This is a genomic window from Azospirillum sp. VT-I1 (assembly GCF_055698305.1).
Map to the genome: position 1 here is coordinate 2,279,864 of NZ_CP168800.1, position 21,708 is coordinate 2,301,571.

Sequence of the window (21,708 nt, forward strand, 5' to 3'; positions counted from 1 at the left end):
GCCCCTATGCCAAGTAACCGAAAGCCCGATGATGAAGCCTGCCGCGGCGTTAAAGCCGAATCGGCAGCGGCCGGTCCAATTCAATCGATTCGGGCGTGATCGCGCAAGACCAACACAGCGCCTCCACCCCCGAATCCAGCGCGCGGCGCAGGCCGTCATGATAGGCCGGGTCGAGATCGGCCGCCGTGCGGAAATGGGAACAATCGCCGCGCTGGACAAGGTAGAGCATGACCGCCCTGCAGCCCTGCGCCACCATCGCCGCCATCTCCTCCAGATGCTTGGCGCCGCGGGCGGTGACGCAGTCGGGGAATTCGGCGGCGTCACCATAAGGGCCGTCGGGGCGGCGCAGATGGACGTTCTTGACCTCGACATAGGCGGCAGGACGGGCATCGGGCTTTGCCGGGTCGTCTTCCAGCAGCACGTCGATGCGGCTGTTGCGGCCGTATTTCACTTCGCGCCGCAGCCGGTCGTAGCCGGCCAGCTCCGGGATGGTGCCGGCGGCTATCGCGGCGGCGACCAGTGCGTTGGGATGGCCGGTGTTGACGCCGACCAGCCCCTCGCCCCAGGGGGCGGCGGCCTCCACCAGTTCCAGCGTGTAGGCCAGCTTGCGGTTGGGGTTGGCGGAGCGCGACAGCCAGACGGCGGAGCCGGGGATGTCCAGCCCGATCATGCTGCCGGAATTGGGGACATGCGCCGTCACCTCCACCCCGTCCAACAGGACATCGGCAAGAAACCGCTTGTAGCGGCGGATCAGGCGGCCTTGAAGAAGGGGGTGGGAAAGCGCATCTTGGCGGCGACGCTACCCTTGGCCTTTCCGCTCGACAAGAGCGTTCCACGGAGACCCGCACCGCCATGACGTCCGAAACCGCCGCCAACCCGACCGGAACCAATCCGACCGCCGCCGTGCTGGTGATCGGCAACGAGATCCTGTCGGGCCGCACCAAGGACGCCAACCTGGGCCACATCGCCGAGAAGCTGACGGAGATCGGCGTGCGGCTGCGCGAGGCCCGCGTGGTGCCGGACGTGGAGGAGGAGGTCGTCGCCGCGGTCAACGCGCTGCGCGCCCGCTACACCTACGTCTTCACCACCGGCGGCATCGGCCCGACCCACGACGACATCACCGCCGCCTGCGTCGCCAAGGCCTTCGGCGTGGCGCTGGAGCGCAATCCGGAAGCGGTCGCCCGGCTGGAGCGCCATTACGCCGCCGGCCAGCTGAACGAGGCGCGGCTGCGCATGGCCAACGTCCCGGCCGGCGGCATCCTGATCGACAACCCGATCAGCCAGGCGCCGGGATTCCAGATCGGCAACGTCTTCGTCATGGCCGGCGTGCCCAACATCATGCGGGCGATGCTGGACGGCATCCTGCCGCGGCTGGCCGGCGGACCGGCGCTGCATGCCCGCACCGTGGCCTGCGAGCTGGGGGAGGGGGTGATCGCCGCCGAGCTGTCGGCGCTGCAGGACCGTCATCCGGCCTTGGAGATCGGCAGCTATCCTTACTTCCGCAACGGTTTCTTCGGCGTCAGCCTGGTCCTGCGCGGCACTGGCGAGGCGGAGGTGGAGGCGGCGGCCGAGGAGCTTGCGGGCATCATCGGCCGTCTGGGCGGCACGCCGACCATCACGGTTGGTACGAAAGGGTAATGCGGCGCTATAACCGGAGCTATGTCGGCGGATCGATTGTCCCGGACCGATTCGGTCCTACATTAGCCTCCCATCATCCACACCGATCATCCGGACCGAGCTTGCCGGGAGGCTCCGCCATGAAGAGCTTTGAGAAAGCGGCGTTGCTGTTCCTTCTGCGCCACCTGATGGCCGGGGTCGCCGGCGCGGTGGTGCTGGCGAGCGGTCTGCTGTGGTTCGATGTCGCCCGGCTGGCAACGCTGATCGGCAGCAGCGAATACGGCATCACCGCGACCGTCATGCTCTATGCCGGCCTGATGCTGACCTTCGGCAGCGTGTCGATGGGGATCGGCATCATGACGCTGAACGAGGACACCCGTCCCTGAATTCCGAAGGGGACGGGCCTGTCGGGATAGGCGTTCAGAAGCGGTTTCCGAACGGTCCGAACCAGTCGTAGATCCACACCAGCGCGACGATCACGGCCAGCCAGATGGCGGCGTTGCGCAGCGCGACCCCGCGGTTTCGGCGCAGGGCCGCCGGGACCACCAGAACTGCCACCATCAGTAGAGCCACCAGCGACAGCCAGTTCGTCTCGCTCACGCCGCATTCTCCGACCCTGGGGTTGCGTTCCCTTCGATATGGGAACGCCTGCGGCTTTGCGAAGCCCCCTTGACCCACAGCCCTCCGATTGTCTAAGTCATGACGACGGAACGGTGCGAAGCATATCGCGGTATGCAATTTTCCCGCGCAGCGCGGCACCGCTTCGTCGACATGAGCTTTGCCGTCACGATCCGGTCGCCTGACCGGCTTATGATGGCGGAGTTCGGGGGCGCGGGCGTGGCGAAACCGGTAGACGCAAGGGACTTAAAATCCCTCACCCTAAGGTATGCGGGTTCGAGTCCCGCCGCCCGCACCATCTCTCTTTCATTCTGACGATCAGCGCTCCACCGGGCCGCCGGCATTGACCCAGGCGGCGAAGCCGCCGCGCAGGCGGTTGATGGTGCCGGTGTGGCCGGCGGCCATCATGCGTTCGGCGGCAGGGCCGCAACGCATGCCGCCCTGGCAATGGAACACCAGATGTCTGGCCGGGTCGGCCGGCACCCGTGACGGGTCGAAGGAGGACAGCGGGTTCAGGATGGCGCCGGGAATATGGCCGGCGGCATGTTCATGCGGTTCGCGGACGTCGACGATCACCGCCGTGCCCGCGGCCTGCCACCCGATGGCGGTCGCAGGGTCGATCTGGCGGATGGGGCCGGTGCCGCTGCGGTCGTCCGACGGCGCGGCCGGGATCAGGCGGCGGAGAAGCGTGCACAGGGACATGGTCGAAATGCCTCGGAGAAAATGACGGACGGCAGGACAGGGCGGCGCGGAGGCCGGGAAAGCCCTTGACCGTAAAATTAGTAATTTCTAATTTAGTGTCAATGAGCGCTTCGATCCTCACCCCCGGGCTGCGGCCCGCCGCCAAGCTGATGAAGGCGCTGTCCAACGAGGCGCGCCTGCTGATCCTGTGCGAGCTGGGGCAGGGGGAGCGCAGCGTCGGCCAGCTGGGCGAAATCGTCGGGCTCAGCCAGTCGGCCCTGTCGCAGCATCTGGCGCGCCTGCGCGCCGACGGGCTGGTCCGCACGCGGCGGCGGTCGCAGACGATCTTCTATTCGCTGGCCAGCCGGGAGGTGACGGCCGTCATCGAGGTGCTGGCCGACCTGTTCTGCCATGCGCCGGAAACACCCGGCGGGCGACCCCCGTCCTGCGGCGCGGCCGTGACAGATTCGATGCCGGATTCGATGTCGGAAGAGGGGACCGGGACCTGCCGGTCGGGACCGGGAAGCCGGTCGGAGTAAGGTGGTGCGGGCGGTCGGACTCGAACCGACACTCCTTGCGGAACCGGATTTTGAGTCCGGCGCGTCTACCAATTTCACCACGCCCGCAGCGACGCCTCTTCTAACGCAACAGTCCGGAAACGGAAAGTGCAAAAGAACGGCCTTTCCCTCCGGCGACGCCGCCGCGGCTGCGCTTATTCCCCGGCGGTGCCGCCGTCCCTGCCATGCCGTCGCAGGGGCGGTGCGGGCGTCGCGGACGGCTGGTCGAACGGTCGCGCACGCGCTACCTTGTCGGCCATGACGACCAAGCCCCTCATGTCCCGCATCTTCGACGATCCCCGCATCGCCGCGCTGCTGCTGGCGCTGGCCAGCGCCGGCGTGCTGCTGTCGGCCCTGTTCTTCCAGTTCGTGCTGGATTACCAACCCTGCGTCCTCTGCATCATGCAGCGCTGGCCCTATGTGGCGGTGATGGTGTTCGGGCTGGTGACCTGGCTGTTCCGCCGCTGGAAGGGGATGGGCGACGCGCTGCTGGTGGCGAGCGGGCTGGCCCTGCTGGCCGGCGCCGGCATCGCCGCCTATCATGTCGGGGTGGAGCAGCATTGGTGGGCCGGCACCTCGTCCTGCGGCGGTTCGGCCCCGGCCAATTCGCTGGAGGCGCTGCGGGCCCAGGTGATGGGGGCGCCCGTCACCCGCTGTGACGAAGTGGCCTGGTCGCTGTTCGGCATTTCCATGGCGGGCTACAACGTGGCGATCTCGCTGGCGCTGGCGGCCTACGCCTTCGTCGCGGCGCGCGCCGCCTACATCCGCACCCCGGTGTCGAGGACTGCACTGTGAGCGAAACCACCACTCCGACCGCCATTCCGCGCCGCGGCGCGCTGCCCGGCGACCTGCCGCGGCGCGAGCGGCTGGCCCGCATCGTCCGCGTCGACCATGCCGGCGAATATGGCGCCAAGCGCATCTATGAGGGCCAGATCGCCGTCATCGGCAAGGGCCGGCACGGCAAGACCCTGCGCCACATGGCGGAGCAGGAGCTGGTCCATCTGCGCTATTTCGAAAAGCAGCTGAACCGGCGCCGCGTGCGGCCGACCCTGCTGCAGCCGCTGTGGCACGTCACCGGCTTCCTGCTGGGCGCCGGCACCGCGATCCTCGGCGAACGCGCGGCGATGGCCTGCACCGTTGCCGTCGAAGAGGTGATCGAGGAGCATTACGAGGCGCAGCTGAAGCACCTCGGCCCCGACGAGCAGGAGCTTGCCGACAGCATCCGCAAGTTCCAGGCGGAAGAGGTCGAGCACCGCGACATCGGCCTCGTCAACGAGGCGGAGCTTGCGGCCGGCTATCCGGTGCTGACGGCGGCGATCAAGGCCGGCACCCGCGCGGTGATCTGGGTGGCGGAACGGGTCTGAGGAGCGGATCCGGGGGCGGGGGCTTTGCGCCCCCGCCGTCATATGGGGTTTACGCCCCTTCCGCCACCACCCGCGCATAGGCCGGCAGGGTCAGGAACTCCGTGAAATCCTCGCGCGCGACCAGATCGCGGAACAGGGCGGCGGCGTCGGCATAACGGCCCCCGGCGTAGGCCTCGGCGCCAACGCGCTCCTTCCAGGCGGACAGCTCCTCCGCGATGATGCGGTCGACGAGGTCGAGAGTGACGGGCTGGCCGTCGTCCAGCGCCGTGCCGGTGTGGACCCACTGCCAGACCTGGGTGCGGCTGATCTCCGCGGTGGCGGCGTCCTCCATCAGGTTGAACAGCGGGACGCAGCCCTGGCCGCGCAGCCACGCCTCGATATAGCCGATGCCGACCGCAACGTTGTTGCGAAGGCCAGCCTCGGTCTTCGGCCCGGCGGGTACCGCCAGCAGGTCGGCCGCGGTGACGGTCACGTCGGCGCGCTTGCGGGCGATCTGGTTCGGCGTGGTCATGTAGGCGTCGAACACTTCGCGCGCCACCGGCACCAGACCGGGATGGGCGACCCAGGTGCCGTCATGGCCGTTGGACGCCTCGCGCTCCTTGTCGGCGCGCACGCGGGAGAAGGCGACCTCGTTGGCCTCATGGTTGTCCTTGACCGGGATGAAGGCGGCCATGCCGCCGATGGCCGGGGCGCCGCGGCGGTGGCAGGTCTTGATCGCCAACTGGCTGTAGGCGGACAGGAAGGGGGTGGCCATCGTCACCTCCGCCCGGTCGGGCATGACGGCGGCGGGGTCCTTCCGGAACTTCTTGATGAAGCTGAAAATGTAGTCCCAGCGCCCGCAGTTGAGGCCGGCGGAATGCTCGCGCAGCTCATAGAGGATCTCGTCCATCTCGAAGGCGGCGAGGATGGTCTCGATCAGCACCGTCGCCTTGATCGAGCCGTGGGGCAGGTGGAGATACTCCTCCGCCACCAGGAAGACCTCGCGCCACAGCCGCGCCTCGAAATGGCTTTCCAGCTTGGGCAGGTAGAAATAGGGGCCGCTGCCGCGGGCCAGCAGCTCCTTGGCGTTGTGGAAGACATGCAGGCCGAAGTCGAACAGCGCGCCCGACATCGGCTCTCCTTCCATCAGCACATGGCTCTCGTCCAGGTGCCAGCCGCGCGGACGGACCTTCAGCACCGCGGTCTTGTCGCTCAGGCGGTATTTCTTGCCGCTGGCCGGGTCCTCGTGGGCGATGGTCCGGCGCACGGCGTCGCGGATGTTGATCTGCCCCTCGACCAGATTGGTCCAGGTCGGGCAGGTCGCATCCTCGTAATCGGCCATGAAGACCTTGGCGCCGCTGTTCAGCGCGTTGATGACCATCTTGCGGTCGACCGGCCCGGTGATCTCCACCCGGCGGTCGAGCAGGTCGACGGGCAGCGGGCTGATGGTCCAGTCGGCCTCGCGGATGGCGCGGGTTTCCGGCAGGAAGTCGGGCTTGTGGCCCTGGTCGAGCAGCGCCTGCCGCTTGGTCCGCACGTCCAGCAGCCGCAGCCGTTCCGGCCCGAAGCGACCCTCCAGCTCCGCCAGGAAGGCCATCGCCTCCGGCGTCAGGATCTCCTCGAAACCGGGCTTCATCGGACCGCGAATTTCAAGGCTGGGCATGCTGGTGGCCATCGTGCTGCTCCCCTTCCCGTATCGTGACGAACCGCTCTCTCGACGGTTGAGCGACCGGTATAGCACGGTAAGGGCGCAAGCCGGGGACGGCCTATGGTCGCAGAGGGGGGACGGCAGCAGCCCGTGCTTCTTCAGCATGCCGCGAAGCTGGTGGTAGCCCAGCCCCAGCGCCTCGGCGGTCTGGCGCTGGTTGAAGCGGTTCCGCTCCAGCGCCTCGCGCAGCTTCGCCGCCTCGAAGGCGCGGACCTGATCGAGGATGCCGCCGTCGAAGCTGGGCATGGCCGGCGTGGGCATGACTGGCGTGGGCATGACTGGCGGGGGCTTGTTCGGAACGGGCGCCGGGGCCGGTGCGTGACCGGTGCGGGCGGTCGGCGCCGCGGCCGGGCGCCAGGGCGAGTCGAAGGGGTCGAGGATGATGTGGTCGAGCAACTCGTCGGGGTCGGCGGCGGCCACCGAGCGCTCCACCGCGTTGCGCAGCTCGCGCACGTTGCCGGGCCAGTCATGGGCGCGCAGTTGGTCGAGCGCCGCCGCGGTGAAGCCGGGGAACAGCGGGCGCTGCAGCTCGCGCACCATGCCTAGGGCGAAATGCTCTGCCAGTGGCGGGATGTCGTCGGGCCGGGCGCGCAAGGGCGGCAGGGTCACCACGTCGAAGGCCAGCCGGTCGAGCAGGTCGGCGCGGAAGCGGCCGGCCGCGGCCAGCGCCGGCAGGTCGGCGTTGGTGGCGCCCACCACCCGCACGTCGACGGTGGCGGTGCGGCCGCCGACCCGCTCGATCTCGCCATACTCGACGGCGCGCAGAAGCTTCTCCTGAACGGCGGGGGAGGCGGTGGCGATCTCGTCCAGGAACAGGGTGCCGCCGTCGGCCTGCTCGATCCGGCCGATCTGCCGGCGGGTGGCACCGGTGAAGGCCCCGGCCTCATGCCCGAACAGCTCCGAATCGAGCAGCGATTCGGGCAGGGCCGCGCAGTTCACCTTGACGAAGGGGCGGTCCCACCGCTGCGACAGGTAATGCAGGCGGGCGGCGATCAGCTCCTTGCCGGTCCCGCGCTCCCCGATCACCAGCACCGGCCGCTCCAGCGGCGCCACCCGCGAGACATGGGTCAGCGTCGCCAGGAAGACCGGCGATTCGCCAAGCAGGGACGGGGGAGCGGCTTGCATCGCGTCTTTCTTCATACATTCGCTTAAATGGCGATGATATCGCTGGATAGACGACGCGGCAAGCCGGGCGGCGTCAGCCTGCGTAGGGCAGAAAACCAAATCGGTGCAATGGTTTAAGAGCCTCTCGGCCGAATTGGCACGCCGGTTGCGATAGTGACGGCATGGCAAGGAGGTCAAGCATGAGCGACTTCAGCGATTTCCGCCGCCGCTATGGCGGTGACCGCTTCAACACCACGCAGAGCCGCCCGACGCTGCGGCGCGTGCGCAGCTATCTCGCCACCCGGCCGGTCGAAAGCTGGCTGTTCTTCTTCGCCGGCATCGTCGCCGGCGCCATCCTCGGCTGATACACGTCAGATAAACGGGACACCGACCATGAGCATCTTTTCGCGCCTGACCGACATCGTGCAGTCGAACCTGAATTCCCTGCTCGACCGCGCCGAGGAGCCGGAGAAGCTGATCCGCCTCATCATCCAGGAAATGGAAGACACGCTGGTCGAGGTGCGCTCCTCCACCGTCAAGATCATCGCGGAGAAGAAGGAGATCGAACGCCGCGTCGCCGACCTCCACCGCGAGCGCGACGAGTGGGACCGCAAGGCCGAGGTGGCGCTGACCCGCGACCGCGAGGATCTGGCCAAGGGCGCCCTGCTGGCCAAGGCCAAGGTCGCCGAGCAGGCCGACGCGCTGGCCGAACAGCTGGTGCAGGTCGAAGCCGCGCTGTCCAAGGCCAACGAGGACATCGCCCGCCTGCAGGCCAAGCTGACCGACGCCAAGACCCGCGAGAAGGCGCTGGTCGCCCGCACCCAGACCGCGGCCAACCGCGTGAAGGTCCGCGGCGCCCTGCATGACGAGCGCATCAACGACGCCCTGTCGCGCTTCGAGCAGGTCGAGCGCAACCTGGACGAGATGGAAGGCCGGGTCGAGGCCTACGACGTCGGCCGCACCAAGAGCCTGACCGAGGAGATCGCGGAACTCGAGGCCGCCCACAAGGTCGAAGAGGATCTGGCCGCGCTGAAGGCCCGCATCGCGGCGCGGCGCAACGACTGATCCCGCCTTGGTGCCGGGGGTGGGGCGGTGACGCCCCACCCACTCCCCCCACGACAATAAGAAGGCCTGACGACCATGGGGTTCCTGGGTTTCGTCCTTGCGGTGCTGTTCATGGTGGTGGTGGCGCCGGTCTGGATCGTCTTCCACTACATCACCAAATGGCGGGCGCAGCGCGGGCTCTCCGCGCAGGACGAACGGCTGCTGGCCGAGCTGTGGGAGATCTCCAACCGGCTGGAGGCCCGCGTCCACACGCTGGAACGCGTGCTGGATGCCGAGGCGCCGAACTGGCGCAACAAGGTGTGAGGAGGTGAGTGGGTTAGGTGTCGGCTGGCGATTGCCCCCTCCCTAACCCTCCCCCTCTTCGAGGGAGAGGGGACTGCCGCCGCTTCGGCAGCTACGGTCCGCCGCCAAGCATCCTACCCCCTCCACCGCGAAGCGGGGAGGGATGGGGAGGGGGCAATCGCCAGCCGACACTTCCCAACCCGAAACTCAACGAAAGGAACGAGGCCGCCATGGACCGCAAGTCCTTCTACGACTCGCCGAATCCGCATCGGCTGTATCGCGATCCGCAGCGCGGGGTGCTGGGCGGGGTGTGCACGGGCGTCGCCGATTATTTCGGCGTGCAGCCGATGGTCGTCCGGTTGGCGATGCTGTTCGCCCTGTTCTTCTTTTCGGTGCCGTTGGTGATCGCCTATGTGATCGCGCTGATCGTCCTGCCGGTGCGTCCGGCGCAGATCTATCGCGATGCCGAGGAGGAAGCATTCTGGCGGACGGTGTCGACCAAGCCCGACCGGACGCTCGCCGGCCTGACCCAGCGCTTCCGCGACATGGACAAGCGGATCGTCGGGATGGAGGCCTACGTCGCCTCCAAGGAGTTCGAACTGAACCGCGCGATCCGCGACCTGGATCGCTGAATTCTGAATCGCTCGATTCCGGTGCTGTCTTCCCGATAGGAAACATCCCATCGGGAAACGGCCCGTTCGGAAATTGCCTGAACCGGTGACGCCGACGCGATGACGTCAGCGTGACGTCAGCGACGCTGACGGCGCCGGTCGCGGACGCGGATCGGAATCGGTTTGGGGGTGGGCATCGTGGCGATCAGACCGGCCAACGCCGCAGCCGTCGCCACCGCACCACCGAGCAGAACGAGATCCATCATAGGCCCTCCACCATCGAGATCCCCGCATTCACCCACATGGTGAAGCAGATGGTTAGAACATGGTAGCGAAAAGAGAGGCTGACAACATCTCTCCCATTGGGGAAGACCCCAGTACATATCGACATGGGACACCCGCCGCGCCCGCCGGGCCTTGATCCAAATCACGGGCTGGGCCGTTATTGGACCAAGGAACAGGGTCCGCTCCTTTCCAGATGGGATAGGGCCGGACCTTTGTCGATCCCCGCCCTTCGACGGAGCCCCGCCCAGATGTCCGACAGCACCCTTCGCCAGGATAACCACCCCCGCCGGCGCAAATCCCTGATCCGCGGCGCCATGCTGCTGAACGGGGCGTCGATGGTGGTGACGGTGCTGCTGTTCGTCCTGCTGCTGTCGCTGGTGGCGCCGCCGATGGGCATCAATGCGCCCGGCGCGCGGATGGCGCTGTGGGCGCGGCTGGCCGTATGGCCGGCGCTGCTGCTGTTCGGCATGGTCGTCGGGGTGATGGCGATGCGCGGGCGCACCCAGGCCTTCAATCCCATTGAGGATCCCGAATCGCGCGGCCAGCGCGTCGCCCAGCGGGTGCTTGCCAACAGCGTGGAGCAGTCCGCCATCTTCGTGCCGGCGTTGGCCGCCCTGGTCGCCACCCTGCCGCAGCCCTCGCTGGGGGCGGCGGTCGTGGCGACCGGGCTGTTCGTGCTGGGGCGGCTGCTGTTCTGGGCGGGCTATCTGGTGCATCCCTTCGCGCGGGCGCCGGGCATGGCGATGACGCTGACCGTCAATCTGATCGTGCTGGGCTGGGCTGTTCTGTTGCAACTGGGCGGGGTGCAGCCGGGCGGCTGACGGTTTTCTCGGGCGGCCTTCTTTCAGGCGGGGGCGCGCTGGCCGGGGCCGCCGTCTTCGCCAGATGCAGCCAGCGGCGGTATGCCTCCACGCTCACCGGGGCGCGGTGCTTCAGCCCGATGCGGACGATCTCCGGCAGCGCCATCAGCACCTTCAGGTCGGTCAGGCGCGGGCCGTTGCGCAGGTTCTTCCAGCTGTTGCCGGCCCAGGACCGCGCCAGCCGCCACGCCATCAGCGGGGACGGGCAGCGCGCCACCTCGCGGATCAGGTCGTTGCGGTGGTTGTAGAAGCGCTCCATCCCCGGCTTGCGGCCCTTCTCGCTCTTGTCGTGGTAGACCATGACCTCGGGCAGGGCCACCACGCGATAGCCGGCGCCGACCAGCCGCAGGCAGCGGTCCTTCTCCTCCCCCTGGCGGTAGAGTTCGGGCATGTAGAGGCCGACCCGCTCGACCGCGCTGCGCCTCAGCAGATGGCCGCAGCCGACATACCAGGGCACATCGAAGGGCGCGGCGCCCTTGGGGAAATAGACCAGCCCGTCGCGTGTCTCGATGTTGCAGGCGACGGCGGCGACCTCCGGATTCTCCTGGAGATAGGCGACGCAGCGGGCCAGCCCGTCCGGCTCCTCGAACCAGCTGTCGTCGTCCACCGACAGGATGCAATCGCCGCTGGTGTTCACGAAGCCGAAGTTGCGGGCCAGGATCAGCCCGGCATTGTGCGGCTGGCGGACGTAGCGGACGGTGGGAAACTCCGCCCGCATCATGGCGCCGGTGCCGTCGGTGGAGCCGTCGTCGATGACGATGATCTCCATCGGCGGGGTGGTCTGGGTCATCAGCCGGGTCAGCGCGATGCGCAGCTCCGGCCCGCGGTTGTAGGTGGCGATGACGGCGCTGACGGTCAGCGTCATGACGGCTCCCTTCCGGCCAAGGGCGGCCGCTGCAGGCCGCCGGCAAAGCGTGTTCCGAGATTGGGCTGCGCCACCACCGGGCGCAGCGGGTCGTCCTCCAGGATCCCCCAGGCGCGCAGCGCGCGGGTCAACCCGATCCACAGCAGGATCGGCAGCAGCGAGAAGAAGCCGAACTTCACGATGGTGATGTTGCCGTCGCGGAACCATTGCAGGCACAACGGCAGGAAGGCGCAATAGAACAGCACGGCGTAGCGGTTGCGGAACCCGTCGGTCCAGAACCAGCGGTGCAGCCGCCCCAGGATCAGGCCGACCACCACCATGGTGACGATCATGCCGATCCATCCGGCGCTCATCCAGCCGTCGCCCGGCAGCGAGGTGGTCAGGTTGTAGAAGACGCCGTAGTCGTTCAGGTCCACCCACTTCACCGGCGCACCGACCGGCTTGCCCGGCCATATCAGGCGCGGGATCGGCTCGGTGAACAGCTGCAGATACTGGGTGAACCAGGTGTAGGTGGCGGACTGTTTCGGCACCACCCACAGGATATAGGCGAGGAAGTCGAAATTGGCCAGATCCTGGCCGGCCAGCGCGTCGATGGCCCGGCCGCCGCCGCTGCCGCCGTTGAAGCGCAGCAGGACCGACGCCGGCGCGTCGCCGGCCAGCACGTCGCGGAAGGCTGCGCGGTTGTTGCCCAGCAGCGTGAACAGCCCCATCACCGGGACCGCGGCCAGCACATGCCACAGCCGGAACCACCGGGTGCGCGTGTGGTACAGCAGCAGCAGCACCAGACCGAGGATGCCCATGATGATCGCCCAGCGCCCCCAGCCCAGATAGGCGCGGTAGGCGACGAAGGCGCCGAAGGGGATGAAGGACAGCGGGTGGAAGCGGCAGATCCAGATCAACCCCAAGGTCAGCGGCAGGCCCATCGAATGGGCTTCGGCGATGTAGCCGGTGGTGTTGGTGTAGATCGGCTGTCCGGTCAGCGGATCGCGCTCCATCTGCACGTCGCCGGTGCCGTCGAAGCTGGCGCCGCCCTGGCGCTGGATCGCCGAATAGATGGCGAGCGGGCCCAGCAGCGCCGCGGTGGTCAGGAAGGCCACCACGTCGACGCGGTCGAAGGCGAAGGACGGCGCCGGCTCCCCGTTCGGGGTCCAGTCGGGACGGATCATCCCGGCCCAGCCGCAGGCTGCGGCGAAGGCGACCAGCCCGAGCGAACTGACCACCAGCGTCATGACGAACTGCTGCTCGCTGGGCCAGAAGCCCATGAACAGCCAGACATCGTCGAAATTCTGCGTGTGGACCAGGATCGGCCGCATGACGAAGACCAGGCCATGGAAGATCAGGTACAGCGTCAGCGGATGGAACATGGATGCGCTGCCGGTGCTGAGGAACACCACGGTCACCAGCACCAGCACCAGGACCTGCGCGATCAGCGCCATTTCGATCATCGGCAAACAGTCCCCGGTTGTAGGCTTCGCTTCCAGTCCCTGCCTGGCCGGGGGCTTGCGCGGGCAAGCGGGTACGACCGGCCGGCCGGGCTAGGATGAAAAGCCAGCCTATACGCCCCGTCCCGTCCCGGCAGGGGTGCAGAGGGCGTGGCCCCTTCGCACCCGCACACCCCCTTCGCGCTTTTGCCGGTCCGGCGGGCCTGGGTCAGTCTCCCCCTTCGGCGGAAGGTCTGTCGCAACGGAGGAGCTTTCATCATGCCCCGTTCCCACCCCGGCCCCTGGAGCCGCGCGGCCCGCATCCTGGCACTGTGCGCATGTCTGCTGCCCGCCGCCGCATGGGGACCGGCGGCGGGACCGGCTGCCGCCGCGGAGACGACCTTCTACGTGTCGCCCGCCGGCAACGACCGCTGGTCCGGCCGCCTGCCCCAGCCGTCGGCGGACGGGCGCGACGGCCCCTTCGCCACCCCGGCCCGCGCACTGGCCGCCGCCAAGGGAAGCGGCCCGGCGACGGTGCGGCTGCATGGCGGCACCTATCGGTTGACGGCGCCGCTGGTGGTGGACGGCTCGCTGTCCGGGCTGCGGCTGACGGCGGTGGAGGGCGAACAGCCGGTGCTGTCGGGCGGCGAGGTCGTGGGCGGCGCGCAGATGGCGAACGGCGTGCTGTCGGCGCCGCTGGCGCGCGATCCCGGATTGGACGTCTCCATTGTCGGTTCCGGCGGCGACTCCGGCGGCGGGCAGCGCCTGGACGCCGCGCGCAGCGGCGATTTCATCCCCGGCGACCCGCGCAGCGGCTGGTTCCCGGCCAAGGCGGTGCAGTCCAACGCGAAGAACTCCAACTCCAAGAGCCCGGGGAGCAAGCGGCAGATGCAGTTGCCGCCGGGCGTGCTGAAGGCCGGCTGGGCCGGGGCGGGGGTGCGGGCGCAGGCATTCGACCGCGAGCGCCTGTCCGACGATCTGCTGGGCGTCGTCTCCGCCGACCCGAACGGGCTGCTGAGCTTCGGCGCCGACGGGCAGTATCCGTACCGCGACGGTTCCACCGTGCGGCTGCTCGGCCATCCCGATTTCCTGACGCGGCCGGGCGAGTTCGCCTGGGACGCCAGGGCGAAGCGGCTGCTGGTGAAGCCGCCGACCGGGCTCGACGGCGGGCGGGCGGAGCTGGTGGTGGCGAGGACCGCCACTCTGCTGCGGCTGGACAACGCCCGCAACGTGACGGTGGAGGGGCTGACCTTCACCGACGTGCCGTGGGACGGCAGCGCCGTTCTGGCGAAGGGCGGCAGCGGCCTGCGCATCGCCGGCAACCGCTTCGCCCTGGTCGGCACCGCGGTGACGCTGGATGGTGCTGCGCGCAGCGAGGTGTCGCGCAACCGGATGGAGCATCTCGGCCGCTCCGGCATCTTCCTGGCGCCGGGCAGCAGCGACAACCGCGTCCTCGCCAACCGCATCAGCGACGTGGGCGAGGTGCGCTTCTTCGGCGGCGGGGTGATGGCGGCGGGCATCCGCAACACGCTGATCGCCCACAACGACATCCGGCGGGCGGCGCGCTACGGCATCTCGGTGAAGAACTGGAACCCGCAGACGGTGAACAGCGACAACGTCATCGAGTTCAACCGCATCCGCGACACCGCCCGCCAGACCGCCGACGCCGGCGCTATCGAGATGCTGGGCCGCAGCGGCAACGACACCCGCAGCACCATTCGCTTCAACGACATCCGCGACACCGGCGGCCTCGCCACCGACGCGCAGGGGCGCTGGCTGGTCCGCTACAAGGGTTTCGGCATCTATCTGGACGACATGACCAGCGGCGTGACGGTGCAGGGCAACCTGCTGGAGAACACCGGCGCCGCGGCGATCTTCCTGCATGGCGGCGACAACAACCGGGTGTCCGACAACATCACGGTGATGAACGACATGAAGGATCGCTTCCTGCGGCTGGAATGGGTGCCCAGCGCCGGCAGGAACGGCCTGATGCACGGCAACGTCGCCGACGGCAACGTGGTGGCCGGCCCGTCGCCGAAGGATCAGGTCGTCGTCAGCCTGACCGGCGGCGAATACCGCATCGCGAACACGCAGCTGGAGAATGCGGCCCCCGTCGCGGAGGTTGCGGGTATCGCCAGTGCGGCCAGGGCGGCGGCTCCGCCGGCCGGCGGGCGCCTGCTGGACCGGTTGGTGGCGATGAAGGAACTGCCGCTGGACCGCGTCGGGCCGGAGGGAATGCGGTAGTAAAAACACCCTCTCCCGCCCCGGGAGAGGGGAGGGACCCAAGCGTAGCTTGGGAGGGGTGAGGGGTGGGACAAGGATCGGAAATCCATGTCCGCATTGCCCCTCACCCTCCCGCCTTCGGCGGGCCCCTCCCTCTCCCGGGGCGGGAGAGGGGATCTTGAGCGCTTCTTCCCTACGCCGTGGCCGGACGGGCCAGCGCCGGGGGGATGTCGGTCGGTTCCATCACCGGGACGGCGACCGTCGGGGTCTTCCAGGTCAGGCTGTCGAAGGCGCCGCAATGGCCGCACAGCCCGCCCCAGTTGTGGCTGACCGCCCCGCAGGAATTGCAGGTCCACACCGGATCCTCCGGCGCGTCGGCGGCCTTGGCCAGCCAGTCCTTCGCCGCCTCCTCGTCATGGCGCTCGCCGCGGTCCAGCTCGGCCATCAGGCGGTAGGTGCGGCGGGTCGGGCCGATCTCCATGGCGCGGTTCAGGTGCTGGCGCGCCTCGCCCCACAGCTGGGCCTCGATGGCGGCCTGGGCGACGACGAGATGCGATTCGGCCGAATCCGGGGCCTGACGCACCAGCTTCTGGAACAGGCGGACGCGGGCCAGCGGGTCGTAGCCGGAAACCAGACCGCGGTAGATCTCCGCCAGTTCCGGATGCGGCGACTGGCGCCACGCCCGCTCCACCACCTTGGCGGCCGGCTTCGGACGGTCGGCGGCGAGCTGCAGGCGGGCGAGACGCACCGCGGCGGGGACGAAGCCCGGCATCATGTCGTGCGCCGCCTGGGCGTGCGACAGGGCGGCGTCGGCACGGCCGCGGCGCTCCGCCTCGAAGCTGCGCTCCAGCAGCAGGACGGCGCGGTGGCGGCGGCCCTCCTCGGTCGGGATGGCCCCGGCCTGGATCGCCTGCTGAAGCGTGCCTTCGGCGGCGGCCCAGTCACCGGCCCGCGCCTCCAGGTCATAGAGCGTGCCGAGCAGCCAGGGCGTGTTGGGCTGCAGCCCGCGCGCCTTGCGGGCGAGGTTCAGCGCCTCCACCCGGTCGCCCGACTTGATCGCCTGGGTCAGCAGCCCGCGCATGCCGAGGAAGGCGGTCTCCGGCCGCTCCAGCATCGCTTCGAAATACTGGCGGGCGGCGCGCTCGTCGCCCTGCAGCTGGGCGGCCTGGGCCGACAGCAGCATGGTCAGCGGCGGCTCGTTCAGCAGCCCGTCGGCCTTGCGCGCCATCTTGCGCGCGGTCGGCGCGTCGCCGGCGGCGATGGCCACCATGCCCTGGGTCAGGGCGCGATAGCCGCGTTCGCGGCGGCGGGCACGGCTGTGGCGGCGGATGCGCTGCGGCGTGCGGATCAGCCCGCGGATCAGGCGGTAGCCCAGCGCCGCGATGCCCAGCGCCGCCAGCGTGACCAGCAGGGCGACCCAGAAGGGCGCCTCGACGGCGTAGCCCAGCCAATGGACGCTGACGGTGCCGGGACGGTCGGCGAGCCAGATCGCAATCGCGATGACGACCGCGACCTTCAGAAGGAACCAGAGGGCGCGGATCATTGGGCCGTCCCCTTACCGCCGGCGGCGGTGGTCATCAGGGCGATGGCGCGGTCGTTCAGCTGGCGGGCGGCCTGATCGGCGGCCAGACGTGCCTTGGCGTCGGTCAGCCACGGGCCGGCGGTCTGCGCGGCCGGACCCTGCAGGGTCGACAGCTCCTCCACCGCCTTGGCGAGGTTGCCGGCGCCCAGCGCGGCTTCGGCGCGGGCGACGACGGCGTCGGCGGTGGTGCCGACGACCCCGCCGCCCTCACGGCGCACGGTGACCAGGGTGGACAGCTTGCCCACCGCCGAATCGATCCAGCTGTTGCCCTCGCCGCGGATGTCGGCGCGGACGATCTCGCCGGCCAGCGGCTCGAACCGGTCGGTCAGCTGGGCGCGGGTCGGAATGCCCTTGGCGGCATAGGGCGCCACGGCATCGAGCGGCTGGGTCACGCCGGCATCGGCGATGTTGAGCGCGCGGACCGCCTGCAGGTCTTGCTGGAACGGCTGGCCGCCCGACAGCGAGGAGCGCAGCTGGCCGGCGGCGAGCACCAGCGCCTGGGCGGCGGTGGCGGCGTCCTGGCGCTGCGCCACCGTCTGGTTGACGCTGGTGACCTGCTGCTTCAGCGAGTCGACCTCGCCGCGCAGCTCCTGCGCAGCCTGGGCGTTGCCGGCGGCAGCGGTGACCTTCTGCTCCAGCGCGGCCAGCCGGTCGGCCAGCGCCTTCTGGGCGTCGGCGACGCCGGTGTCGGGCGCTGCGGCGGCCGGGCGCTTCTCCAGCGCGTCGATCCGCTGGGTCAGCGCGGCAAGGCCGGCGGCGGCGTCGCCGTTGCCGCCGTTGGCGGGGGCTGCGGCCGGGCGTTGCTCCAGCTTGCCCACGCGGTCGACGAGCTGCTGGATCTGGGCGCGGAGCGCCGGATCGGCCGGGGCAGCGGCGGAAGAAGCGGTGGGAGCGGGGGCGGCCGGCGACGGCCAGCCGGGCAGGGCCGGACCCCACCAGGGCGCTGACAGGGCGGCGGCGCCGACCAGCAGGGCGACCACCGACAGGGCGGTGGCGAAGCCGCTGCCGGAGCGCGGCTCGTCGATATAGGACGGCGTCGGGGCGATGGTAGGCCGGGCCGGCTCGGAGTCGGCGCGGCCGTAGCCGGCGCTGCCGCTGGTGCCGGACGGCGTCCAGGAGGAGGCCGTCGTCTTCGGCTCGTCGGAGGCGGTGACGGTGTCCGGCTTGGCGGTGTCAGACTTGGCCGTATCCGTCTTGAACGGATCGGACTTCGCGTCTTCGGCCTTCTCCGCCTCGGTCTTCGGCGTGTCGGACAGGCTGTCCGTGGCGCCGACCGGCGTGGCCGGCGGGATCAGGGCGTCGGAGGACTGCAGCTCGCTCACCGGGCCGGCAATGGTCCCGGCAGACGGCGTGTCGGCGCCGGGGATGGTGTCGGCGGGGGAGGCGGTCGGCACCGGATCAATCACCGGCTCCACCGCCGGAACCGTATCGGCCGGGGCGGAAGGAACGATGACGGCGGCTGCCGCGTCGGTCGGCCGGTCTTCGCTGGGGGTGGCGGCGTCCAGGTCGGCGTCGTCCAGCTTGATGCGGTGCTTGGCGGCGGCGGTGCGCAGGTCGGCATGGCGGGCCAGCGGGATCGCGCCGCGCTTCTTCCAGCCCTGCACCGTCGTCACCGGGGTGTCCAGCTTGTGGGCCATGGGGCGGATGCCGCCGAAACGTTCGACGATGCGGTCGACCGCCGCATTGCCGGTGCTGGCGCCGTCGCCGTCACGGTCGGTGCCGGGGCGTTCGGAGCCTGGACGAGAGGTCATGGGCTGTACCTTCGGTTCGCTGTTGTTCGTCTTAACGTCACAGCCCCCTGACCGGTCCCCCTCGTCCCCCGTACGGCTGACGTACCCACCCGGAAGCACCCCGGGGTGTAAGCCGTACGGCCGGACCGCGCCGGGGTTACCCGGCGACCGGCAACAGATCGAGCAGGGCGTCCTGCTCCGGTCTGGCCGCCACCCGTACGCTTCGCCACGGCGTCACTCCCTCGTCGCCGTACGCACGGGCAGCCTCCGCGACCGCGGGGCTGAGGCAGAACGCATCGACCGTACGACAACAGTCGACCAGCCCCGCCTCGGCCAGCAGCCTAACAAAGGAAACCGCGGTCCGGGGAGAGAAAAACAACACGCCGTCGAGCGCCGACGTACGCAAAAATGTCGCGGTATCGTCCGACAGGGTTAGCGCGGGTACGGCGTCGTACATCACGCTGCGCCGCAGCGTGAATCCCGAGCTTGCCAGCATGCCGGAAAGGTCGCCGGCCACCTTGCTTCCCGCCACATGAAGGAGCGTACCGGCGGACGGATCACGCAAAGCGCGGACCCGCTCGGCCAGCGTGTACACGTCGCCCGAGGCGCTGTCGACCTCTTCGAAGCCGGCCGCCCGCGCCGCCCGCGCGGTGGCGTCGCCGACGGCGTGCACCGGACGGTCGCGCCGGCTCGTACGTTTGGCATAGGCGCGTACGCCGTTCGCGCTGGTGAACAGCAGGGCCTGTACGTCGGACAGGTCGGGTTCCGGTCCGTCGAGCCAGACCATCGACAGCATCGGCTCCACCGCGGTGTCGAAGCCGAGCGCCTCCAGCCGGCGGACCAGCGGCTCGGCATCCTCCGCCGGACGCGTCACGAGAAGACGCGTACGGCGGGGCGGGGAAGTGGGGTCGGGCTGTTTTCCCGTCATGCGGAAAACTCGGCCGAAGGGAGGGATCAGTGCGGCGCGGCGGCGAAGAAATCGGGCGGCAGCTGCGCCCGGATCTCGGCCCCGGCGTCGGCGCCCAGCGACTCGGCGTCGACCGCCTTGCCACGGCGCTCGGCCCGGAAGATGGTCCGGCCGTCATGGGACAGCACCTTGGCCCGCAGATGCAGATCCTCGCCGTCCAGCAGCGCCAGCGCCGCGATGGGGGTGCGGCAGGAGCCGTCGAGCGCGGCCAGCAGCGCGCGTTCCGCGGTGACGCGGACCATGGTCTCGGCGCAGTTCAGCGGGGCCAGCAGGGCGCGGGTGGCGTCGTCGTCGCTGCGGATCTCGATGCCGATGGCGCCCTGGGCGACCGCCGGCAGCATGGTTTCCGGTTCCAGCACCGCGGTGATGCGGTCGGTCAGGCCAAGGCGGCGCAGGCCGGCCAGCGCCAGCAGGGTGGCGTCCACCTCGCCGGCGTCCAGCTTGGACAGGCGGGTCTGCACGTTGCCGCGCAGCGGGAAAATCTTCAGGTCGGGGCGCAGTTCCAGAACCTGGGCCTGACGGCGCAGGCCGGCGGTGCCGACCACCGACCCGGCCGGCAGATCGGCCAGACCGCCGCCGGAGCGGGAGAAGAAGGCGTCGCGCGGATCCTCGCGCGGCAGCAGGGTGGCGATCTCCAGCCCGTCGGGAAGCTGGGTCGGCACGTCCTTCATCGAATGGACGGCAAGGTCGGCGCGGCCGTCGAACAGCGCCTCCTCCAGCTCCTTGGTGAACAGGCCCTTGCCGCCCGCTTCCGCCAGGGTGCGGTCGAGGATACGGTCGCCGGTGGTCTTGAAGACGACGATCTCGATGGCGCCGGGGGCGGCCAGATGCGGGTGGGCGGCGATCAGGCGGTCGCGGGTTTCATGGGCCTGCGCCAGCGCCAGCGGGCTGCCGCGCGTCCCGATACGGAGCGGGTGGGTCGTCATAGGGCGTGTTCTAGGGGATCCGCGCAGCTTTGCAAGGATTCGTCGGTCCCTCATACATAAGATTGAGGCTGATCAAATTTCATGCCCCCGCATTCCCGCACCCGCTTGCGCGCAACTCCATCCTGTACCCGGACGGCCAAGGCGGCTAGTTTGGCGCCATGATCGTTCTTGGAATCGAAACGAGCTGCGACGAGACGGCCGCCGCAATCGTCACCGACGCGCGCGAGATCCGCGCCGACGTCGTGCTGTCGCAGCTGGACGACCACACGCCCTATGGCGGCGTCGTCCCGGAAATCGCCGCCCGCGCCCATCTGGAACATCTCGACGGGCTGATCCGCCGCGCCATGGCGGAGGCCGGGGTCGGCTTCGGCGACCTCGACGCGGTGGCGGCCACCGGCGGGCCGGGTCTGATCGGCGGTGTGATCGTCGGCGTGATGACCGCCAAGGCCATCGCCGCGGCGCGCGGGCTGCCCTTCGTCGCCGTCAACCATCTGGAAGGCCACGCGCTGACCGCGCGGCTGACCGACGACGTCGCTTTTCCTTATCTGCTGCTGCTGGTGTCGGGCGGCCATTGCCAGCTGCTGGCGGTGGAGGGGGTGGGGCGTTACCGCCGGCTCGGCACCACCATCGACGACGCGGTGGGCGAGGCGTTCGACAAGACCGCCAAGCTGCTGGGGCTGGGCTATCCCGGCGGGCCGCTGGTGGAGAAGGCGGCGGCGCGCGCCACCAACCCGGCGCGCTTCGAGCTGCCGCGGCCGATGATCGGGCGTCCGGGTTGCGATTTCTCCTTCTCCGGGCTGAAGACCGCGGTGCGGCGGCATGTGGAGGAGTTGGGCGGGGTGCTGTCGGACGCCGACCGCGACGACCTCGCCGCCGCCTTCCAAGCGACGGTGGCGGAGGTGCTGGCCGACCGCTGCGCCCGCGCCATCCGCCGCTTCAAGGAGGACCATCCGCAGGGCGGCGCTCTGGTGGTGGCCGGCGGCGTCGCCGCCAACAAGGCGATCCGCAGCCGGCTGTCGACCCTGGCGGAGAAGCAGCGCATGCAATTCGTCGCCCCGCCGCTACGCCTGTGCACCGACAACGCGGCGATGATCGCTTGGGCCGGGATCGAGCGCTTCCGCCTGGGCGAGAGCGACCCGCTGAACTTCGCCCCCGTCCGCGCTGGCCGCTGGATCCTACCGCCGCGCCGGTGATCGGGCGCGCGGGGGTGGGCGCGGGGGTGAAGGCGTGAAAATCTCCCTCTCCCGCCCCGGGAGAGGGAAG

General features: G+C 69.7%; 22 protein-coding genes, 2 tRNA genes and 1 pseudogene. 13 read left to right on the forward strand and 12 right to left on the reverse strand.

Annotated elements, in window-relative coordinates:
- Positions 1 to 49: 49 nt before the first annotated feature.
- Positions 50 to 754, reverse strand: a complete 705-nt coding sequence (gene sfsA / locus AB8P05_RS10925) for a DNA/RNA nuclease SfsA (protein ID WP_472759338.1) — start codon at positions 752 to 754, stop codon at positions 50 to 52.
- A gap of 98 nt (positions 755 to 852) precedes the next feature.
- Between sfsA and AB8P05_RS10930 the strand changes: the two genes are divergently transcribed.
- Both AB8P05_RS10930 and AB8P05_RS10935 read left to right on the forward strand, forming a co-directional pair.
- Positions 853 to 1,638, forward strand: coding sequence for a competence/damage-inducible protein A (locus AB8P05_RS10930; protein ID WP_472757948.1), 786 nt, complete (start codon positions 853 to 855; stop codon positions 1,636 to 1,638).
- A 119-nt stretch (positions 1,639 to 1,757) separates the two neighbouring features.
- Positions 1,758 to 2,003, forward strand: coding sequence for a hypothetical protein (locus tag AB8P05_RS10935; protein ID WP_455170819.1), 246 nt, complete (start codon positions 1,758 to 1,760; stop codon positions 2,001 to 2,003).
- 34 nt (positions 2,004 to 2,037) lie between these two features.
- On the opposite strand, the gene AB8P05_RS10940 is transcribed toward AB8P05_RS10935, so the two are convergent.
- The gene (locus AB8P05_RS10940; protein ID WP_455170820.1) at positions 2,038 to 2,217 is read right to left on the reverse strand and encodes a hypothetical protein; all 180 of its coding nucleotides are present in this window, start codon (positions 2,215 to 2,217) and stop codon (positions 2,038 to 2,040) included.
- Positions 2,218 to 2,448: 231 nt separating this feature from the next.
- On the opposite strand from AB8P05_RS10940, the gene AB8P05_RS10945 reads away from it, so the two are divergent.
- Positions 2,449 to 2,533, forward strand: a tRNA-Leu gene (locus AB8P05_RS10945).
- A 20-nt stretch (positions 2,534 to 2,553) separates the two neighbouring features.
- Here the strand turns inward: AB8P05_RS10945 and AB8P05_RS10950 are convergent.
- Positions 2,554 to 2,937: a rhodanese-like domain-containing protein gene (locus AB8P05_RS10950; RefSeq protein WP_472757949.1), complete on the reverse strand. Its 384-nt coding sequence runs from the start codon at positions 2,935 to 2,937 to the stop codon at positions 2,554 to 2,556.
- 101 nt (positions 2,938 to 3,038) lie between these two features.
- On the opposite strand from AB8P05_RS10950, the gene AB8P05_RS10955 reads away from it, so the two are divergent.
- On the forward strand, positions 3,039 to 3,455 hold the full coding sequence (locus AB8P05_RS10955; protein WP_472757950.1) for an ArsR/SmtB family transcription factor: 417 nt from the start codon (positions 3,039 to 3,041) through the stop codon (positions 3,453 to 3,455).
- A 2-nt stretch (positions 3,456 to 3,457) separates the two neighbouring features.
- On the opposite strand, the gene AB8P05_RS10960 is transcribed toward AB8P05_RS10955, so the two are convergent.
- Positions 3,458 to 3,542 (reverse strand) — tRNA-Leu (locus AB8P05_RS10960).
- 207 nt (positions 3,543 to 3,749) lie between these two features.
- Here AB8P05_RS10960 and AB8P05_RS10965 point away from each other — a divergent pair.
- Together AB8P05_RS10965 and AB8P05_RS10970 are read left to right on the forward strand one after the other, a co-directional pair.
- On the forward strand, positions 3,750 to 4,268 hold the full coding sequence (locus tag AB8P05_RS10965) for a disulfide bond formation protein B (protein ID WP_472757951.1): 519 nt from the start codon (positions 3,750 to 3,752) through the stop codon (positions 4,266 to 4,268).
- Positions 4,265 to 4,837, forward strand: coding sequence for a demethoxyubiquinone hydroxylase family protein (locus tag AB8P05_RS10970; RefSeq protein ID WP_455170837.1), 573 nt, complete (start codon positions 4,265 to 4,267; stop codon positions 4,835 to 4,837). The genes AB8P05_RS10965 and AB8P05_RS10970 overlap by 4 nt, the downstream gene beginning before the upstream one ends.
- Positions 4,838 to 4,886: 49 nt before the next feature.
- Here AB8P05_RS10970 and aceB read toward each other — a convergent pair whose 3' ends face one another.
- On the reverse strand, positions 4,887 to 7,649 hold the full coding sequence (aceB, locus tag AB8P05_RS10975) for a malate synthase A (RefSeq protein ID WP_472757952.1): 2,763 nt from the start codon (positions 7,647 to 7,649) through the stop codon (positions 4,887 to 4,889).
- A gap of 179 nt (positions 7,650 to 7,828) precedes the next feature.
- Between aceB and AB8P05_RS10980 the strand changes: the two genes are divergently transcribed.
- The 4 genes from AB8P05_RS10980 (at position 7,829) to pspC (ending at position 9,607) form a co-directional block, all read left to right on the forward strand.
- A complete protein-coding gene (locus AB8P05_RS10980) occupies positions 7,829 to 7,993 on the forward strand; it encodes a hypothetical protein (protein WP_472757953.1) in 165 nt (54 codons plus the stop codon).
- Between the two features lie 28 nt (positions 7,994 to 8,021).
- Positions 8,022 to 8,693, forward strand: a complete 672-nt coding sequence (gene pspA, locus AB8P05_RS10985) for a phage shock protein PspA (RefSeq protein ID WP_472757954.1) — start codon at positions 8,022 to 8,024, stop codon at positions 8,691 to 8,693.
- A gap of 75 nt (positions 8,694 to 8,768) precedes the next feature.
- A complete protein-coding gene (gene pspB / locus AB8P05_RS10990) occupies positions 8,769 to 8,996 on the forward strand; it encodes an envelope stress response membrane protein PspB (protein ID WP_455170842.1) in 228 nt (75 codons plus the stop codon).
- Positions 8,997 to 9,205: 209 nt separating this feature from the next.
- Entirely contained in the window at positions 9,206 to 9,607 is a 402-nt protein-coding gene (gene pspC / locus AB8P05_RS10995; RefSeq protein WP_472757955.1) for an envelope stress response membrane protein PspC, read from the forward strand.
- Positions 9,608 to 9,723: 116 nt separating this feature from the next.
- Here the strand turns inward: pspC and AB8P05_RS11000 are convergent, their stop codons facing one another.
- The gene (locus AB8P05_RS11000; RefSeq protein ID WP_256379242.1) at positions 9,724 to 9,852 is read right to left on the reverse strand and encodes a hypothetical protein; all 129 of its coding nucleotides are present in this window, start codon (positions 9,850 to 9,852) and stop codon (positions 9,724 to 9,726) included.
- 267 nt (positions 9,853 to 10,119) lie between these two features.
- Here AB8P05_RS11000 and AB8P05_RS11005 point away from each other — a divergent pair, with 267 nt between their 5' ends.
- Positions 10,120 to 10,692, forward strand: a complete 573-nt coding sequence (locus AB8P05_RS11005; RefSeq protein WP_455170844.1) for an MAPEG family protein — start codon at positions 10,120 to 10,122, stop codon at positions 10,690 to 10,692.
- Here AB8P05_RS11005 and AB8P05_RS11010 read toward each other — a convergent pair.
- Entirely contained in the window at positions 10,628 to 11,596 is a 969-nt protein-coding gene (locus AB8P05_RS11010) for a glycosyltransferase family 2 protein (protein ID WP_472757956.1), read from the reverse strand. The genes AB8P05_RS11005 and AB8P05_RS11010 overlap by 65 nt on opposite strands.
- Positions 11,593 to 13,041: an O-antigen polymerase gene (locus AB8P05_RS11015; RefSeq protein ID WP_472757957.1), complete on the reverse strand. Its 1,449-nt coding sequence runs from the start codon at positions 13,039 to 13,041 to the stop codon at positions 11,593 to 11,595. The genes AB8P05_RS11010 and AB8P05_RS11015 overlap by 4 nt, the downstream gene beginning before the upstream one ends.
- Before the next feature lie 255 nt (positions 13,042 to 13,296).
- Between AB8P05_RS11015 and AB8P05_RS11020 the strand changes: the two genes are divergently transcribed.
- Positions 13,297 to 15,261, forward strand: a complete 1,965-nt coding sequence (locus tag AB8P05_RS11020; RefSeq protein WP_472757958.1) for a right-handed parallel beta-helix repeat-containing protein — start codon at positions 13,297 to 13,299, stop codon at positions 15,259 to 15,261.
- Positions 15,262 to 15,433: 172 nt separating this feature from the next.
- Here AB8P05_RS11020 and AB8P05_RS11025 read toward each other — a convergent pair whose 3' ends face one another.
- The 4 genes from AB8P05_RS11025 to hemC form a co-directional block, all read right to left on the reverse strand.
- Positions 15,434 to 16,783, reverse strand: a complete 1,350-nt coding sequence (locus AB8P05_RS11025; protein ID WP_472757959.1) for a heme biosynthesis HemY N-terminal domain-containing protein — start codon at positions 16,781 to 16,783, stop codon at positions 15,434 to 15,436.
- Positions 16,780 to 18,573 (reverse strand): mitofilin family membrane protein, encoded by a 1,794-nt coding sequence (locus AB8P05_RS11030; RefSeq protein WP_472757960.1) that lies wholly within the window; start codon positions 18,571 to 18,573, stop codon positions 16,780 to 16,782. Before AB8P05_RS11030 ends, AB8P05_RS11025 begins: the two co-directional genes overlap by 4 nt.
- Before the next feature lie 136 nt (positions 18,574 to 18,709).
- Complete coding sequence (locus AB8P05_RS11035; RefSeq protein WP_472757961.1) at positions 18,710 to 19,480, reverse strand: uroporphyrinogen-III synthase; 771 nt, start codon at positions 19,478 to 19,480, stop codon at positions 18,710 to 18,712.
- Between the two features lie 26 nt (positions 19,481 to 19,506).
- Positions 19,507 to 20,445, reverse strand: a complete 939-nt coding sequence (hemC, locus tag AB8P05_RS11040) for a hydroxymethylbilane synthase (protein ID WP_472757962.1) — start codon at positions 20,443 to 20,445, stop codon at positions 19,507 to 19,509.
- Between the two features lie 158 nt (positions 20,446 to 20,603).
- Here hemC and tsaD point away from each other — a divergent pair.
- Positions 20,604 to 21,676 (forward strand): annotated as a pseudogene (tsaD, locus tag AB8P05_RS11045) (tRNA (adenosine(37)-N6)-threonylcarbamoyltransferase complex transferase subunit TsaD).
- Positions 21,677 to 21,708: the final 32 nt, after the last annotated feature.

Coding starts and splice junctions, on each gene's coding strand:
- AB8P05_RS10930 (WP_472757948.1), top strand. CDS start 853: ATGACGTCCGAAACCGCCGCCAACCCGACCGGAACCAATCCGACCGCC.
- AB8P05_RS10935 (WP_455170819.1), top strand. CDS start 1,758: ATGAAGAGCTTTGAGAAAGCGGCGTTGCTGTTCCTTCTGCGCCACCTG.
- AB8P05_RS10950 (WP_472757949.1), bottom strand. CDS start 2,937: ATGTCCCTGTGCACGCTTCTCCGCCGCCTGATCCCGGCCGCGCCGTCG.
- AB8P05_RS10955 (WP_472757950.1), top strand. CDS start 3,039: ATGAGCGCTTCGATCCTCACCCCCGGGCTGCGGCCCGCCGCCAAGCTG.
- AB8P05_RS10965 (WP_472757951.1), top strand. CDS start 3,750: ATGTCCCGCATCTTCGACGATCCCCGCATCGCCGCGCTGCTGCTGGCG.
- aceB (WP_472757952.1), bottom strand. CDS start 7,649: ATGCAAGCCGCTCCCCCGTCCCTGCTTGGCGAATCGCCGGTCTTCCTG.
- AB8P05_RS10980 (WP_472757953.1), top strand. CDS start 7,829: ATGAGCGACTTCAGCGATTTCCGCCGCCGCTATGGCGGTGACCGCTTC.
- pspA (WP_472757954.1), top strand. CDS start 8,022: ATGAGCATCTTTTCGCGCCTGACCGACATCGTGCAGTCGAACCTGAAT.
- pspB (WP_455170842.1), top strand. CDS start 8,769: ATGGGGTTCCTGGGTTTCGTCCTTGCGGTGCTGTTCATGGTGGTGGTG.
- pspC (WP_472757955.1), top strand. CDS start 9,206: ATGGACCGCAAGTCCTTCTACGACTCGCCGAATCCGCATCGGCTGTAT.
- AB8P05_RS11000 (WP_256379242.1), bottom strand. CDS start 9,852: ATGATGGATCTCGTTCTGCTCGGTGGTGCGGTGGCGACGGCTGCGGCG.
- AB8P05_RS11005 (WP_455170844.1), top strand. CDS start 10,120: ATGTCCGACAGCACCCTTCGCCAGGATAACCACCCCCGCCGGCGCAAA.
- AB8P05_RS11010 (WP_472757956.1), bottom strand. CDS start 11,596: ATGACGCTGACCGTCAGCGCCGTCATCGCCACCTACAACCGCGGGCCG.
- AB8P05_RS11015 (WP_472757957.1), bottom strand. CDS start 13,041: ATGATCGAAATGGCGCTGATCGCGCAGGTCCTGGTGCTGGTGCTGGTG.
- AB8P05_RS11020 (WP_472757958.1), top strand. CDS start 13,297: ATGCCCCGTTCCCACCCCGGCCCCTGGAGCCGCGCGGCCCGCATCCTG.
- AB8P05_RS11025 (WP_472757959.1), bottom strand. CDS start 16,783: ATGATCCGCGCCCTCTGGTTCCTTCTGAAGGTCGCGGTCGTCATCGCG.
- AB8P05_RS11030 (WP_472757960.1), bottom strand. CDS start 18,573: ATGACCTCTCGTCCAGGCTCCGAACGCCCCGGCACCGACCGTGACGGC.
- AB8P05_RS11035 (WP_472757961.1), bottom strand. CDS start 19,480: ATGACGGGAAAACAGCCCGACCCCACTTCCCCGCCCCGCCGTACGCGT.
- hemC (WP_472757962.1), bottom strand. CDS start 20,445: ATGACGACCCACCCGCTCCGTATCGGGACGCGCGGCAGCCCGCTGGCG.